Below are 16,080 nucleotides of genomic sequence, written 5' to 3'. Positions count from 1 at the left end.
CCAGTGAATAAGAAAAGTCGAGCCAGTGAAGCTCTTCAGAAATTACCAATGAACCAATCACGCACGCGTCCGAACAAGGTCGTGACCGACCCTGCCTTCTGCGCCGCTTTCATCCCGCGCGTTCGCGCGAGTCTTGCCTCTTCGAGCAAGCCCATGACGGTGGCCGAGCGCGGGCTGGCCACCATGTCGTGCAGTGCACCCGAGTACAAGGGGATGCCCTTGCGCACGGGTTTCAAGAAGATGTCTTCGGCCAGCTCCACCATGCCCGGCATGACCGCCGAGCCGCCGGTGAGCACGATGCCCGATGACAGCAGTTCCTCGTATCCAGACTCGCGGATCACCTGGTGGACCAGCGAGAAAATCTCCTCCACCCGCGGCTCGATCACGCCGGCCAAAGCCTGGCGCGAGAGCATGCGCGGGGCGCGGTCGCCCAGGCCGGGCACCTCGACCTGTTCGTTCGGATCGGCCAGCATCTGCTTGGCCACGCCGTGGTCGACCTTGATGTCTTCAGCGTCTTTCGTGGGCGTGCGCAGGGCCATCGCGATGTCGCTGGTGATCAGGTCGCCAGCGATGGGGATGACGGCGGTGTGGCGCACCGAGCCATCGGTGAAGATGGACACGTCGGTGGTGCCGGCGCCAATGTCGATCAGGGCCACGCCCAGTGATTTTTCGTCTTCGGTCAGCACGGCGGCGCTGGACGCGCTGGGATTGAGCACCAGTTGCTCGGCTTCCAGGCCGCAGCGGCGCACGCACTTGACGATGTTCTCGGCCGCGCTTTGCGCACCGGTCACGATGTGGACCTTGACTTCCAGGCGGCCACCGCTCATGCCGATGGGCTCTTTCACCTCGTGTCCATCGATGATGAACTCTTGCGGCTCGACCAGCAGCAAGCGCTGATCATTAGGGATGTTGATGGCTTTGGCGGTTTCCACCACGCGCTGCACGTCGATGGGCGCCACTTCCTTGTCACGCACGATGACCATGCCGGTGCTGTTCTGGCCACGGATGTGGCTGCCGGTGATGCCGGTCCAGACGCGGCTGATCTTGCAGTCGGCCATCAGTTCGGCTTCTTTCAAAGCCTGCTGGATGGACTGCACCGTGGCGTCGATGTTGACGACCACGCCGCGCTTGAGGCCATGGCTGGGCGCCACGCCCAGACCGGCCAGACGCAGCTCGCCACCGGGCATGACTTCGGCCACCACCGCCATCACTTTGGCGGTGCCGATGTCGAGTCCGACAACCAGATCCTTGTATTCCTTGGGCATGGTGTGTGCTGTGTTCGGTTAACGTTGTGGTTGCTGCTGCTGTTGGCGTTGGCGCGCGGCCCAGGCCGCGTTTTGTGCCGCCAGCTTGGCCTTGAGCGCCGCCTTGCTGGCCGCCTCCTGCAGGGTGGACACGCCGCGCAGCTTGACGGCGTAGCCTTCGGGATAACGCAGGTCGGCCTGCTGCAATGGGGCGGGGTATTGGCGGTGCAGTTCGGGCACCGTGCGCACGAAACGCTCCAGGCGCTCGGCCACTTCATCCTCGGTGCCACGGCCCAATTCGATGTCGGCGCCGCTGTCCAGCTCCAGGCTCCACGAGCCGCGGTCGGTCAGGCGCAGGGTCTCGATCTCGCCTTGCAGTGGCGCCACCAGCGGTTGCAGGCGGCGCAGCATGTCCAGCATCACACGGGCCTGGTCGGGCGCGGGGTGGGCCGGGGCCGACAAGGTGGGCAAGGGCTCGTCCTCCACGTCGCCCAGGTTGGCGTCGAAGACCTCGCCAAAGGTGTTGACCAGTTGATCATCGCGGTCTTCGTGACGCCAATAAGCGGCAGGGCGGTGTTCTTCCAGGGTCACGCGCAACTGGTTGGGCCACACCCGGCGCACCACCGCACGGCGCACCCAGGGCACGGCTTCAAAGGCATCGCGGGCCTTGAACAAGTCTTGGTTGAAGAAGCCGCCGCTGAGGTGGGGCAAGGCGTTGGCGCGCACCGTGGCCAGGTTATTGCGCTGCAGCTCGCCATCGATCTGCAGTTGGTTGATGTTGAAGAAGGGCAGGCGCGACAGCTTGACCAGGCCGGAAGCCAGCACCACGGCCAGCGCCAACCCTGCCAGCGCGGCGGTCGCGGCATTCATCCAGCGGATGTCTTGCGGCATCTCGCTGGTGTGGGGGTTGAGGGCGGCGTTGGCCAACATGGTCAGGTCTTGGTCTTCAGCGGGCGGAATCCAGCGTGGCCGAGGCCAGCAGGGTCAGGCAAAGTTGTTCGTAGCTCAGGCCGGCCGCCTGGGCCGACATCGGCACGAGGGAGTGGCTGGTCATGCCGGGCGAGGTGTTGATCTCGAGCAGGAAGGGCTGGCGGTCGGTGTGGCGGATCATCACGTCGGCGCGCGCCCAGCCCCGGCAACCCAGGGTCTTGAAGGCGCGCAAGACCTGGTGGCGGATCTCGACTTCTTCGTCCGCGCCAAGCTGGCTGGGGCAAAGGTATTTCACTTCGTCGGTGAAATACTTGTTCTGGTAGTCGTAATTGCCACCCGGCGCCACGATGCGGATCACTGGCAGCGCCTGGGCCTGGCCTTGCACGAACAGCACCGGGCAGGTGGTTTCTTCGCCTTCGATGAACTGCTCGCACAGCACTTCGGGGTCGTGTTGAGCGGCGGCAGCGTAGGCGGCAGCGCACTGCCCAGGGTCGGTCACCTTGGTCAAGCCGATGGACGAACCTTCCCGCGAAGGTTTGACGATCATGGGCGCGCCCAGCACGGCCAGTGCTTGCGAACATTCTTCGGCACTGGAGACCATGCGCCAGTCGGGCGTGGGCAAGCCTTCGAAGCGCCAGATGCGCTTGGTCATGATCTTGTCCATGGCGATGCTGGAGGCCATCACGCCGGAGCCGGTGTAAGGGATGCCGAGCAACTCAAGTGCGCCCTGCACCGTGCCATCTTCACCACCGCGCCCGTGCAGGGCGATGAAGCAACGGTCAAAGCCCTCGGCCTTCAGGTCTTGCAAAGGCCGCTTGGCAGGGTCAAAGGCGTGCGCGTCCACACCTTGCGATTGCAAGGCCTTGAGCACGCCCGAGCCGGACATGATGGAGATGTCGCGCTCGGCCGAGGTGCCGCCGAACAACACGGCGACCTTGCCCAGCGACTTGACGTCGATGGTGGGGGTGGGCAGGCTCATCAGGCTCATGTCGTCTTCCTCAATCCTTCAGCAGTTCAACGACCTTGGCCGGCACGCCGCCCATGGAGCCCGCGCCCATGCAGATCACCACATCACCGCCGCGCGTGCTTTGCGCGATGGCGGCGGGCAACTCGGCCATGTCGTCGATGAACTGGGGTTCGACCTTGCCGGCCACGCGCACGGCGCGGGTCAAGGCGCGGCCATCGGCGGCCACGATGGGTTGCTCGCCAGCGGCATAGACCTCGGTCAGCAGGACGGCGTCGGCCGTGCCCAGCACTTTGACGAAGTCTTCGAAGCAATCGCGCGTGCGGGTGTAGCGGTGTGGCTGGAAAGCCAGCACCAGGCGCTGGCCGGGGAAGGCCCCGCGCGCGGCGCTGATCACAGCGGCCATCTCGACCGGGTGGTGGCCGTAGTCGTCGATCAAGGTGAACTGGCCACCATCGGCAGCGCGCCAGTCGCCATAGCGCTGGAAGCGGCGGCCCACACCGGTGAACTCGGACAAGGCCTTGGCGATGGGCTCGTCGGGCAGCTCGATCTCGGTGGCCACGGCGATGGCTGCCAGGGCGTTGAGCACGTTGTGCACGCCAGGCAGGTTCAAGGTCACGGGCAGATCAGGCATGACAGTGCCGTTGCGGCGCTGCACGGTGAAGCGCATCTGCCCGCCAGGCAAGGCCTCGACATCGACCGCGCGCACTTGTGCGTCTTCGCCGAAGCCATAGCTGATGACGGGGCGAGAGATCAGCGGGATGATCGAGCGCACACCCGGATCATCGGCACACAGGATGGCCGCGCCGTAGAAAGGCATGCGGTGCAGGAAGTCGACGAAGGCCTGCTTCAGCTTGGCGAAGTCATGGCCATACGTGTCCATGTGGTCGGCGTCGATGTTGGTGACGACCGACAGGATGGGCAGCAGGTTCAGGAAAGAGGCGTCTGATTCGTCGGCCTCGACCACGATGTAGTCGCCCTTGCCCAGAGCCGAGTTGGCGCCGGCGCTGTTCAGCTTGCCGCCGATCACGAAGGTCGGGTCGACCCCGGCCTCGGCCAGGATGCAGGTGACCAGCGAGGTGGTCGTGGTCTTGCCGTGCGTGCCGGCAATCGCAATGCCGCGCTTGAGGCGCATCAGCTCGGCCAGCATCACCGCGCGCGGCACCACGGGGATGCGTTTGGCGCGCGCGGCGATGACTTCGGGGTTGTCGCCCTTCACGGCGGTCGACGTGACCACGGCTTCGGCGCCCACCACGTGCTCGGCATCGTGCCCGATGAACACCTTGATGCCGAGGGAGGCCAGACGGCGCGAAGTGGCGCTGTCGCTCTGATCGGAGCCCGACACCGTGTAGCCCAGGTTGTGCAGGATCTCGGCAATGCCGCTCATGCCTGCCCCGCCAACGCCAACGAAGTGGATGTGTTTGACGGCGTGCTTCATGCGGACGCCCTTTTCTTCGAACTGGTGGTCACAAGTTTCTCGATTTCATTGGCGACGGCGGCAGCGGCGTTCGGTCGGGCCAGGGCCCGGGCCCGGGTGGCCATGTCCTGCAGGCCTTGGCGTGTCAAGGCCTGCAGGTGCTGGGCCAGGGAGTCGGCCGTCAGCTCGGATTGCGGCAAGTGCACGGCCGCGCCATGCTCGGCCATGTAGGCGGCGTTGTCGCGTTGGTGCGAGGTGGTCGACACCACCAGTGGCACCAGGATGCTGGCCACGCCCGCGGCGCACAACTCGCTCACGGTGATGGCGCCAGCGCGGCACACCAGCACATCGCATTCGGCCAGCCGCTGCGCCATGTTGTTGATGAAGGGCACGACCTCGACGTCGCGCACGGTGTCGATGCCCAAAGCCGCGTAGTCGGCCTTGACGTCGTCGAAGTTGGCCATGCCGGTCTGGTGCGTGACCTTGGGGCGTTGATCGGCCGGGATCTTGGCCAGCGCTTGCGGCAGCACCTTGTTGAGCGTGACCGCACCCAGGCTGCCGCCGACCATCAGCACGCGCAACGGGCCGGCGCGGCCCCGGAAACGTTCGGCCGGCACGGGGATGGCTTCGATCTCCGCGCGCACGGGATTGCCGGTGACGCGCGCCAGCTTGGTCGAGTTGGCAGCCGGGCCATCGAAACCGAAGGCGACGATGTCGGCCACGGGCAGCAAGGCACGGTTGCTCATCAGCATGGCCGCGTCGGCGTTGACCAGCACCAGAGGCAAGCCGCGCGCCGACGCCATCATGCCGCCAGGGAAGCACACATAGCCGCCCATGCCCAGCACGGCATCGGCCTGGCGCTTGCCCAGGATGTTGAAACATTCGGCGAAGGCCTTGAGCAGGCGCATGCCGCCAGTCATGGTGTGCAGCATGCCTTTGCCGCGCAAGCCGTTGAAAGCGATGGTGTCGAGCGGGATGCCGGTGGGCGGCACCAGGCGGTTTTCCATGCCGCCTTCTGTGCCCAGCCAACTGACGGTCCAGCCACGTTGCTGCAACTCCTTGGCCACCGCCAGGCCGGGCATGATGTGCCCACCCGTGCCGGCCGCCATGATCACGAGGTGGCTCATGCGCGGCCTCCGCGCATCAACTGCCTGTTTTCGATGTCCACCCGCAGCACGATCGCGAGCGCGATGCAATTGAGCATCACGCCCGAACCACCGTAGCTCATCAACGGCAAGGTCAGGCCCTTGGTGGGCAACACACCCAGGTTCACGCCCATGTTGATGAAGGCCTGGCCACCCATCCACACGCCCACGCCCTGCGCCACCAGGCCCGAGAACACCCGGTCAAGCGCGATGGCTTGGCGGCCGATGTGGAACAGGCGGCGCACCAGCCAGAAGAAGGCGCCGATGACGATGGCCACCCCCACGAAGCCCAGCTCTTCGCCGATCACGGCCAACAGGAAATCGGTGTGGGCTTCGGGCAGGTAGTGCAGCTTTTCAAGGCTGGAACCCAGGCCTTCGCCGAAGATCTCGCCACGTCCGAAGGCGATCAGGGAGTGCGTCAACTGGTAGGCCTTGCCCAGGGCATTCTTCTCGTCCCACGGGTCCAGGTAAGCAAAGATGCGCTCGCGGCGCCAAGGGCTGAGCGACACCATCAGCGTGAAGGCGCCGATCAGCACGGCCGTGATCAGGAAGAACATGCGCCCGTTGACACCGCCCAGGAAGAGGATGCTCATGGCGATCACGGCGATCACCATGAAGGCGCCCATGTCAGGTTCGGCCAGCAGCAGCAAGCCCACCACAGCCACGGCCACCGCCATCGGCGCCACGGCGCGGAAGAAGCGCTCTTTCACTTCCATCTTGCGGACCATGTAGTCGGCCGCGTACAGCGTGATGGCCAGCTTGGCCAGTTCAGACGGCTGGAAGTTCATGATGCCCAATGGCAACCAGCGGCGCGCGCCGTTGACGCCCTTGCCCACGTGCGGGATCAGTACCAGCATCAGCAGCAGCAGCGACAGCACGAACAACCAGGGCGCCACGCGCTCCCAGGTCGACAGCGGGATCTGCGTGACCACGGCCCCGACCATGATCGACAGGATCAGGAAGAACAGGTGCCGGTTGAAGAAATAGGTGGGCGTGTACTTGGCGAACTTGGGGCTGTCGGGCAAGGCGATCGAAGCAGAATAGACCATGATCAGGCCCAGGGCCAGCAGCGCCAGCACCACCCACACCAGCGACTGGTCAAAGCCCATCACCTTGGAGGGCTGAGCCAGGATGTTGATGCGGTCGCGCACCGGCAAGGCGCCATGGCCATCGCCGCCTTGGCCACGCCAGTTCGACACGCGATCGCGCAGGCCGCCCAGCCAGGACATCGGATTGAAGGCGCTGGCGTTCATGCGACCTCTCCCCGCTCGATGGCCAGTTCGCGCACGGTGTCGATGAACACCTGGGCGCGGTGGCCGTAGTTGCGGAACATGTCCAGGCTGGCGCAGGCGGGGCTGAGCAGCACGGCATCGCCAGGCCGGGCCTGCTCGAAAGCCCAACGTGTGGCCGCTTCCAGGCTGTCGTGGCCTTGCAAAGGCAGGGGCTCGCCGTTGGCACCGCCCACGCTGGACAGGACCTCTTGCAAGGCGGGACCATCGCGGCCAATCAATGCCACGGCGCGCGCGTAGTGGCCCACAGGGTCGACCAAGGGCGCGAAGTCCTGCCCCTTGCCATCGCCGCCCAGGATGAGCACGAGCTTGCCCGGCGACAGGTCGGAGCCCAGGCCGTGCAGCGCGGCCACGGTGGCACCCACGTTGGTGCCCTTGCTGTCGTCGATGGCGTCGATGCCACCGACGCTGGCCACATGCTCAACACGGTGAGGTTCGCCCCGGTATTCGCGCAGGCCATGCAGCATGGGCGCCAAGGGACACCCGACCGCCGTGGCCAGGGCCAGGGCTGCCAGGGCGTTGGAGGCGTTGTGGCGGCCGCGGATGCGCAAAGCATCGGCCGGCATCAAGCGCTGGAGGATGATCTCTTCCTCGTCACCCTTCTTGCGCTTGATGGTGGGGTCGGCCTCCAAGGCGCGCACCAGCCAGGCCATGCCGCTTTCCGTGACCAGGCCGAAATCACCCGGGCGCCGTGGTGCATCCAGGCCGAAATACACCAAATCGCGGTGCACGACCTTGGCCGGGCGGCCGCGGACACCGGACTTGATCACCTCGGGCTCGGGCACCATGGCCAGCACGGCCGGGTCATCGCGGTTGATGACCATGGTGGTGGTCTTCTTGCCGTAGATGCGGGCCTTGGCATCGGCATAAGCTTTCATCGTGCCGTGCCAGTCAAGGTGGTCCTGGGTGATGTTCAGCACCACGGCCGCGCTGGGCTCGAAGTTGCTCACGCCATCCAGCTGGAAGCTGGACAACTCCAGCACCCAGACTTCGGGCAACACCTCGAACACGGGAGCGGGTGGTGGGGGCGGGATCAGGGCGATGAGGGGCGCGTCGGCATCGTCGGGGATGGCGGTGGGCGCGGGCTCTTCGGGGGCGACCTCAAGGGCAAGGTCTTCGGTGGCGTCATCCACAGGAAGCTCGCCCGACAGGGCCTCGTCCGCGGCGACCACATCGTCCGCAGGCACAGCTTCTGGTACATCCTCTTCGGCTTCGACCACACGCTCGGGCTCCAGGTCCAGCGCGGTGCTCAAGGTGTCCAGCAAGGTCGGGCCGATGTTGCCGGCCAACCCCACGCGTTTGCCGGCCCGTTCGATCAACTGCGCGGTCAGGGAGGTGGTGGTGGTCTTGCCATTGGTGCCGGTGATGGCGATCACCTTGGGCACGTAACCCCGGTCGGCCTTCAGATCGGCCAGGGCCGAGGCAAACAACGACAGCTCGCCGCGCACGGGAATGCCCAGTTCATCGGCTTTGTCGATCAGCGCGGCCACGTCAGACGAGGTCGGCGCCAGGCCCGGGCTCTTCAGCACCAGGTTCACGCCGTCCAGCAAGTCCAGACGCAAGCCCACGTGCAAGGTTGCGCCTGGCACATCCTTCGCCAGCGTGGCGGCTTGAGGCGGCGCCTCGCGCGTGTCGGCCACACGCACGGTGGCCCCGCAGCGTGCACTCCAGCGCGCCATGGCCAGGCCGGAGTCGCCCAGACCCAGGATCAGCACGGTGATGTCGCGGAGGTAGTGCATGTGGTCGTATTGGCGCGGCTCAGCGCAGCTTCAAGGAGGACAGGCCCAGCAGGCACAAGAGCATGGTGATGATCCAGAAGCGGACCACGACCTGCGTTTCTTTCCAGCCGGATTTTTCAAAGTGGTGGTGCAAGGGCGCCATGAGCAGGATGCGGCGGCCCTCGCCAAATTTCTTCTTGGTGTATTTGAAGTAGCCGACCTGCACCATGACCGACAGCGCTTCGAGCACGAAGACGCCACCCATCACGGCCAGCACGATCTCTTGCCGCACGATCACGGCGATGGTGCCCAACGCGCCACCCAAAGCCAATGCCCCGACGTCGCCCATGAAGACCTCGGCCGGGTAGGCGTTGAACCACAGGAAGGCCAACCCCGCCCCCGCCATCGCGGCGCAGAAGATCATCAACTCGCCCGCCCCGGGAATGTGTGGCAGCAGCAGGTATTTGGAGAACACCGCGTTGCCCGTGACGTAGCAGAAGATGCCCATCACCGAGCCCACCATCACGACCGGCATGATGGCCAGGCCGTCCAGACCATCGGTCAGGTTGACCGCATTGCTGGTGCCCACGATCACGATGTAGCTCAGCACGATGAAGCCCCACACGCCCAACGGGTAGCTCACCGTCTTGAAGAAGGGCACGATCAGGTCGGCCTTGGGCGGCAGGTCGTTCGAGAAGCCCGACCCGATCCAGCGGAAAAACAACTCGAGCACGCGCAGGTTGTTGGTCTCGGACACGCTGAAGGCCAGGTACAAGGCCGCAATCAGGCCAATGATCGATTGCCAGAAATACTTCTCGCGCGAGGGCATGCCTTCGGGGTCTTTGTGGACCACCTTGCGCCAGTCATCCACCCAACCAATGGCGCCAAAGCCCGTGGTCACGATCATCACGATCCACACGAAGCGGTTGGACCAGTCAAACCACAACAGGGTTGACACGCCGATGGCCAGCAGGATCAAGGCGCCGCCCATGGTGGGGGTGCCGCGCTTGGTCAGGTGGCTCTGCATCGCGTAGTCACGGATGGGCTGGCCGATCTTGAGCTCGGTGAGCTTGCGGATCAGCGTCGGGCCCAGGGCCAGGCCGATCAGCAAGGCGGTCATGGCCGCCATCACGGCACGGAAGGTCAGGTACTGGAAGACGCGCAAGAAGCCCCATTCGGGGTGCAGCACTTGCAGCCACTCGGTCAGGCTAAGCAGCATGGGCACCTCCCAACAGCACGGCAACCACTTGTTCCATCTTCATGAAGCGAGACCCCTTGACCAGGACCGAGGCGGCTTCAGGCACCCCGGTCTTTGTGTTGAGCGCGGCCACGATGTCGGCGGCGCTGTTGAAATGGCGGGCGTTGGCCCCAAAGGCCTGGGCCGCGTGCGCGCACAAGGTGCCTGCCGCCCAGAACTGTTCAATGCCACGCTCACGGGCGTAATGGCCGACCTCATCGTGGAAGGCCGGGCCTTGATTGCCCACCTCGCCCATGTCGCCCAGCACCAGCCAGTGCGGGCCCGGCAGGCCGGCCAGCATGTCGATGGCGGCGCGCACCGAATCCGGGTTGGCGTTGTAGCTGTCGTCGATCAAGGTGACAGCGCGGCCTTGGCGCTGGATGCCATGCAGTTGTGAGCGGCCTTTGACCGGCTCGAAGGCCTGCAGGCCAGCCACCACCGCCGTCAGCGGCACACCGGCCGCCAATGCGGAAGCGGTGGCGGCCAGCGCGTTGCGCACGTTGTGGGCACCGGCCATGGGCAGCTTGACGCTGGCCTGGCCCGCTGGCGTGTTCAGCGCGATCACCCAATGCGGCGAGGGCTGCCCCTGCCAGGTGGCTTGACCGGTCACAGCCGCGGGGCCTTCAGTGGCAAAATCAATCACGCGGCAGCCATTGGCCAGCTTGCGCCAGATGGGCGCATGTTCGTCGTCGGCCGGGAAAACCGCTACGCCGCCGCGCGACAAGGCCTGCAGCACCGCACCGTTCTCGCGCGCCACGGCCTCGACCGTGTGCATGAACTCCTGGTGTTCGCGCTGAGCGTTGTTGACCAGGGCCACGGTGGGCGCCGCGATGGCGGACAGCTGCGCGATCTCGCCGGAGTGGTTCATGCCCAACTCGACCACGGCGCAGCGGTGCTGGCCTTCGCGCAGGCGCAGCAGCGTCAGCGGCACGCCGATCTCGTTGTTGTAATTGCCCTGTGTGGACAAGGCTGCTTCGGGCAGACCTTGTTCGGTCACCCAGGCCCGCAGGATCGAGGCAATCATCTGCGTGACCGTGGTCTTGCCATTGCTGCCCGTGACCGCGATCAGCGGGATGTTGAACCGCGAACGCCAGCCAGAAGCCAACCAGCCCAGCGCCGCGCGCGTGTCGCTGACGGTCAGGCCAGGCAGGCCCGAGCTGTCGAGGCCTCGCTGAACCAGGGCCGCCACGGCACCCGATTCCTTGGCCTGCGGCAGGAAATCATGCGCATCGAAACGCTCACCGCGCAGGGCCACGAACAGGTCGCCCCGTTGCAAGGTGCGGGTGTCGGTGTGGGCGCGCAGCAATGGCGTGGCCGGATCGCCCGACAAAGTCGAGCCGGGCAAAAGCTGGTGAGCCAGCCCCAGGGTCATCATGGGTGTGTTGCCTTGAACAGCTGCGCCAAAACGGCGCTCCAGGGCCTGAATGGCCTGCTCGGTGTCGGAAAACGGCGTCTTGACGCCGGCCACTTCCTGGGTGGTTTCGTGGCCTTTGCCAGCGATCAGCACCACATCACGGGGGTCGCAGCGCGAGATCGCATCGGCGATGGCTGCGGCGCGGTCGTCCAGCACGTCGACGTCGTCGTGGCGCGCGATGCCCGCCATGATCTGCGACAGGATGAAGCAAGGCTTTTCATCGCGCGGGTTGTCGCTGGTCAGCACAAGGTGGTCGGCGAACTGCTCGGCGATTGCGCCCATCAGTGGGCGCTTGATGGGATCGCGGTTACCGCCGCAACCGAACACGCACCATAGCTGGCCACCACGGGCCTTGGCCAAGGGTGACAAGGCGCACAGCGCTTTTTTCAAGGCATCGGGTGTGTGCGCGTAGTCCACCACCACCACCGGCTGGCCTTCGGGCGCCAGGTGAGGCAAGGCCACCCGCTGCATCCGGCCGGGCACGGGCGTGAGACCCTCGCAAGCGGCCACAGCCTGGCTCAAGGGCACACCCAGAGCGCGCAAGGCACCGATCACCGCCAGCAGGTTGGATGCGTTGAAGTCACCCACCAGATGGGTGTTGACTTCAACGTGGTCGAGCGTGGCGTCCAGGTCGGCATCGCGCTCGACCAGGGTGAAGCCCATGCCATCGGCGTGGTGCGTCAGGCCCGTGGCCTGCAGGCGCGCGGTGTGGACCAAGCCGTAGGTCCACAGGTCCAGGCCGCGTGCGCTCACGCCGTCGGCCAGCGAACCGCCCACGGGGTCGTCCAGGTTGACCACCGCAGCACGCAAACCGGGCCAATCGAACAGGGCCCGCTTGGCTTCCCAGTAGGCGGCCATGCTGCCGTGGTAATCCAGGTGGTCCTGCGTGAAGTTGGTGAACTGCGCCACGTTGATGCGCGTGGCTCCCAGGCGTTGCTCTTCGATACCGATGGACGAGGCTTCGATCGCGGCGGCCTGGCAGCCTTCATCCACAAAGCGACGGAAGGTGGCGTGCAAAGTGATGGGATCGGGCGTGGTCAAGCCGGTGGGGACGAAGTCGCCCGCGCCTGGCTGACCGACCCCGAGGGTGCCAATGACACCGCAGGTCCGGCCCACGGCGCTCAAGGCCTGCGCAGTCCACCACGAGGTCGAGGTCTTGCCATTGGTGCCCGTGACGGCCACCACATCCAGTTGCGCGCTGGGCTCGTCAAAGAAGCCATGGGCGATCTCGGCGCTGGCGGCTTTCAAACCCTTGAACGCGGCCACGCGGGCATCGCCGAAGCCAAAGGCCTGAACACCATCGGCCTCGACCAAGCAGGCACGGGCGCCGTCCTGCAAGGCTTGTGTCACGAAAGCCCGGCCATCACGCGCCGCACCAGGCCAGGCAATGAAGCCCACGCCTTGCCGGGCTTGTTCGGCCACCGCGCGGCTATTCACGGTGAGCGACTTGACGCCCTGCTGGCGCAGCCACGCCAAGGCCTCATCCACGGAATTGAGGATCAGCAATGAGGCGCCCATCAGAAGCTCTCCTCCACGCTTTGCATGGCCGTGATGTCGGGACGCACGTCCAGGTCGGGCATCACGCCCAGGCGGTTCAAGGTTTGCTCGACCACCTGGCTGAACACGGGCGCGGCCACATCACCGCCAAAGTAAACCCCGTTGCCCGGCTCGTCCACCATCACCGCGACCACGATGCGGGGATGGCTGATGGGCGCGATGCCCACGAACCACGAGCGGTATTTGTTGCCGGAATAGCCCTTGCCTTCTTGCTTGTGCGCGGTACCGGTCTTGCCGCCCACGCTGTAGCCCATGGCCTGGGCCTTGGGTGCGGTGCCTCCGTTGGCCGTGACCATGGCCAGCATCTTGCGGACTTCGCGCGCGGTCTCGGGCGAGAACACGCGCGTGCCACGCACAGGCACCATGTCGTCGGTCGACGCGCCCAGGCCCGGCTTGTAGTCGGTGCGCAGAGCAAGCTTTTTGGGCGTGGCGGTTTCATCGCCGTCATCGCGCTTGAGCAGCGTGATCGGGATCAGCTCGCCATCGCGCGCGAACACGGTGTAGGCCTGCGCCAACTGCAGCAGGCTGGCCGACAAGCCATAGCCATAGCTCATGGTGACCTGCTCGATGCGGCGCCAGCTTTTGTAAGGACGCAAGCGGCCCGTGACCACGCCGGGAAAACCGATCTGCGGCTTCTGGCCCATGCCCACCGCCGTGTACAGCTCCCACATCTCCTTGGGCTGGAACTGCAGCGCCAGTTTGGCCGTGCCGATGTTGCTCGATTTTTGAACGACCTGCTCGACCGTCAGGTCGCCATGCGGGTGCGAATCGGTGATGGTGGCGCCGTCGATGGTCATGCGCCCATTGCCGGTGGAGATGACCGTGTCGGGCTTGACGCGGTTGGTCTCCAGTGCCCACGAAATGATGAAAGGCTTCATCGTCGAGCCGGGCTCGAAGGTGTCGGTCAGGGCGCGATTGCGCAGTTGCGCGCCCGTCAGGTTGCGCCGATCCGAGGGCGTGTAGCTGGGCACGTTGGCCAGGGCCAAAATCTCACCCGTCTGTGCGTCCAGCACCACCACGCTGCCGGCCTTGGCCTTCTGCGCGGCCACCGCATCGCGGATGCGCTGGTAGGCGTAGAACTGGATCTTGGCGTCGATCGACAGGCGGATTTCGCGGCCGTCATCGGCGGGGACCAAATCACCCACGGATTCGACCACGCGGCCCAGGCGGTCCTTGATGACGTGGCGCACGCCATCGCGGCCAATCAACTGCTTCTGGTAAGCCAGCTCGATGCCTTCCTGGCCTTCATCTTCGATGTTGGTGAAGCCGACGATGTGCGCGGCCGCTTCACCTTCAGGGTACTGGCGCTTGGTTTCCTTGATCTCGTGCACACCCTTGATGTCGAGCGCGGCCACTTGCTGGGCCACGCTGTCGTCCACCTGCCGGCGCAGCCAGGCAAAGTTCTGGTTGCCATCCAGGCGTTTTTTAAGCTCGGCCGATTTCATGTTCAGCAGCTTGGCCAGAGCCTTGAACTGCGCGGGCGTGGCTTCGAAGTCCTTGGGGATGACCCACAGCGAGGGCGAGGGAACGCTGGACGCCAGCAATTCGCCATTGCGGTCCAGGATGCGGCCGCGGTTGGCTGGCAGCTCGATGCGGCGCTCGTAGCGGCTGGCGCCTTGCTGCAAATAGAAATCGTTGTGGATGATTTGAATCCACGCAGCGCGACCGACCAGCACGGCAAAGCCCAGGCCGATGGCGCCGATCAGGAACTTCACGCGCCACGGTGGCGTGCGTGAGGCCAGCAGGGGGCTGGTGGCGTAGCGCACCGTGGGCATGGCCGAAGCGTTTTGGCGGCGCGGCAGGCGGCGCAGCTTGCGGATCAGGTCACCCACGCGGCTCATGGCGCGACCCCCGTCGGCGCCGAGGCCGCTTCGTTCACATAGTGCGTGACGGCGGGGGTGGCGCTGAACATGCGCAGCTTTTCGCGCGCGAGTTTTTCAACGCGCAAAGGCGTGGCCTGCGCACGCTTGTCCAACAGCAGCCGCTCGCGGTCGCTTTGCAATTCATGCTCACGGTTCTGGGCCTTTTCAAGCTCAACGAACAAATGCCGCGACTCGTAGCTGGAGCGGATCAGCCAGACGCAGCTGAACAGCAGCATCGCCACGAGGAGCAGGTTGAGCCGGGCCATCACTTGCGCCCACCCTTGTCGCGCTTGCCACGCGCCTTGGCCGCGCCTTCAGGCTGCGCCAGCTCGTGCGACCAGGGCACCTCAGAGCGCTCAGCCACGCGCAGCACGGCGGACCGCGAGCGCGGGTTGCCATCGACCTCGTCGTACGAGGGTTTGATGCGGCCCAGCGAATGCAGCAACTTGGCCTTGGGCGGCGCGAAGGGCGCGCGGCGATCGACCTCATCGCGGCTGTGCTTGGCGATGAAGGTCTTGACGATGCGGTCTTCCAGCGAATGGAAGCTGATCACCGCCAGGCGACCGCCAGGGGCCAGCATCTTCAAGGCTGCCTCCAGCGCGTCCTGCAATTCCCCAAGCTCGCGGTTGACGTGAATCCGTAGAGCTTGAAAGGTGCGCGTGGCGGGGTTTTGGCCGGCTTCACGCGTTTTGACCGCACCAGCCACGACGTTGGACAGCTCGGCCGTGGTTCGCACGGGCTGTCCTGCCTCGCGGCGAGCCACAAGCGCCTTTGCAATCGGGCGAGCAAACCGTTCTTCTCCATAGGTCTGAATCACCTCTGCCAGTTCATCAATGGAAGCGTGGGCCAGGTAGTCGGCCACGCTCTCGCCCTGGGTGGTGTCCATGCGCATGTCCAGCGGCGCATCGAAGCGGAAGCTGAACCCGCGCTCCGGGTTGTCGATCTGCGGAGAGGACACGCCGATGTCCATCAGCAAACCATGCACCGGACCCAGCCCCAACTCGCTGACCACTTCGCCCCAACGGGAGAAGGCCGCATGCTCGATGCGAAAGCGCGGGTCGCTGATGGCCTGGGGGCCGGTGGTGGCATGGGCGATCGCATCCGGGTCGCGGTCCAGCGCCAGCAAACGGGCCTGCGGCCCCAGCCTGGACAGAATCAGGCGAGAGTGGCCACCACGCCCAAAGGTGGCATCCACATACAAACCTTGCGGATGCGGGCCCACCTCGGGATCCCACAAGGCATCGACCGCCTCGGTCAGCAGGACGGTGGTGTGCTGCCAAGGTGTTTGCTCCTGGTGCATCGC

The 16,080-nt window shown here is 65.6% G+C and carries 12 protein-coding genes; all 12 read right to left on the bottom strand.

Going from position 1 to position 16,080, the window contains the following annotated elements; genetic code table 11:
• Nucleotides 1-35 precede the first annotated feature (35 nt).
• Genes ftsA through rsmH form a run of 12 tightly spaced genes read right to left on the bottom strand, consistent with a single transcriptional unit; the run spans nucleotide 36 to nucleotide 16,077 of the window.
• A complete protein-coding gene (gene ftsA / locus LQ232_RS10855) occupies nucleotides 36-1,265 on the bottom strand; it encodes a cell division protein FtsA (RefSeq protein ID WP_230180331.1) in 1,230 nt (409 codons plus the stop codon).
• A gap of 18 nt (nucleotides 1,266-1,283) precedes the next feature.
• Nucleotides 1,284-2,174 carry a cell division protein FtsQ/DivIB gene (locus tag LQ232_RS10850; RefSeq protein ID WP_230180330.1) on the bottom strand — a complete coding sequence of 297 codons (891 nt, stop codon included), beginning with the start codon at nucleotides 2,172-2,174 and terminating at the stop codon, nucleotides 1,284-1,286.
• A gap of 16 nt (nucleotides 2,175-2,190) precedes the next feature.
• Nucleotides 2,191-3,153, bottom strand: coding sequence for a D-alanine--D-alanine ligase (locus LQ232_RS10845; protein ID WP_230180715.1), 963 nt, complete (start codon nucleotides 3,151-3,153; stop codon nucleotides 2,191-2,193).
• Nucleotides 3,154-3,172: 19 nt separating this feature from the next.
• Nucleotides 3,173-4,576: a UDP-N-acetylmuramate--L-alanine ligase gene (murC, locus tag LQ232_RS10840; protein WP_230180329.1), complete on the bottom strand. Its 1,404-nt coding sequence runs from the start codon at nucleotides 4,574-4,576 to the stop codon at nucleotides 3,173-3,175.
• Entirely contained in the window at nucleotides 4,573-5,682 is a 1,110-nt protein-coding gene (gene murG / locus LQ232_RS10835) for an undecaprenyldiphospho-muramoylpentapeptide beta-N-acetylglucosaminyltransferase (protein WP_230180328.1), read from the bottom strand. The genes murC and murG overlap by 4 nt, the downstream gene beginning before the upstream one ends.
• Nucleotides 5,679-6,953 (bottom strand): putative lipid II flippase FtsW, encoded by a 1,275-nt coding sequence (ftsW, locus tag LQ232_RS10830; protein WP_230180327.1) that lies wholly within the window; start codon nucleotides 6,951-6,953, stop codon nucleotides 5,679-5,681. Before ftsW ends, murG begins: the two co-directional genes overlap by 4 nt.
• Nucleotides 6,950-8,728 (bottom strand): UDP-N-acetylmuramoyl-L-alanine--D-glutamate ligase, encoded by a 1,779-nt coding sequence (gene murD / locus LQ232_RS10825; RefSeq protein WP_230180326.1) that lies wholly within the window; start codon nucleotides 8,726-8,728, stop codon nucleotides 6,950-6,952. The genes ftsW and murD overlap by 4 nt, the downstream gene beginning before the upstream one ends.
• Before the next feature lie 19 nt (nucleotides 8,729-8,747).
• Nucleotides 8,748-9,926, bottom strand: coding sequence for a phospho-N-acetylmuramoyl-pentapeptide-transferase (gene mraY, locus LQ232_RS10820; protein WP_230180325.1), 1,179 nt, complete (start codon nucleotides 9,924-9,926; stop codon nucleotides 8,748-8,750).
• Complete coding sequence (murF, locus tag LQ232_RS10815; protein ID WP_230180324.1) at nucleotides 9,916-12,876, bottom strand: bifunctional UDP-N-acetylmuramoyl-L-alanyl-D-glutamate--2,6-diaminopimelate ligase MurE/UDP-N-acetylmuramoyl-tripeptide--D-alanyl-D-alanine ligase MurF; 2,961 nt, start codon at nucleotides 12,874-12,876, stop codon at nucleotides 9,916-9,918. Before murF ends, mraY begins: the two co-directional genes overlap by 11 nt.
• Nucleotides 12,876-14,756 (bottom strand): peptidoglycan D,D-transpeptidase FtsI family protein, encoded by a 1,881-nt coding sequence (locus LQ232_RS10810; protein ID WP_371820189.1) that lies wholly within the window; start codon nucleotides 14,754-14,756, stop codon nucleotides 12,876-12,878. Before LQ232_RS10810 ends, murF begins: the two co-directional genes overlap by 1 nt.
• Nucleotides 14,753-15,043 carry a cell division protein FtsL gene (gene ftsL, locus LQ232_RS10805; protein WP_230180323.1) on the bottom strand — a complete coding sequence of 97 codons (291 nt, stop codon included), beginning with the start codon at nucleotides 15,041-15,043 and terminating at the stop codon, nucleotides 14,753-14,755. Before ftsL ends, LQ232_RS10810 begins: the two co-directional genes overlap by 4 nt.
• On the bottom strand, nucleotides 15,043-16,077 hold the full coding sequence (gene rsmH, locus LQ232_RS10800) for a 16S rRNA (cytosine(1402)-N(4))-methyltransferase RsmH (protein ID WP_230180322.1): 1,035 nt from the start codon (nucleotides 16,075-16,077) through the stop codon (nucleotides 15,043-15,045). Before rsmH ends, ftsL begins: the two co-directional genes overlap by 1 nt.
• Between the last annotated feature and the right edge of the window lie 3 nt (nucleotides 16,078-16,080).

The sequence above is a fragment of the Aquabacterium sp. CECT 9606 genome (assembly GCF_918741295.1).
In the GTDB taxonomy this organism is placed as follows: domain Bacteria; phylum Pseudomonadota; class Gammaproteobacteria; order Burkholderiales; family Burkholderiaceae_C; genus Aquabacterium.
This window is presented reverse-complemented; position numbering and strand designations above follow the sequence as displayed.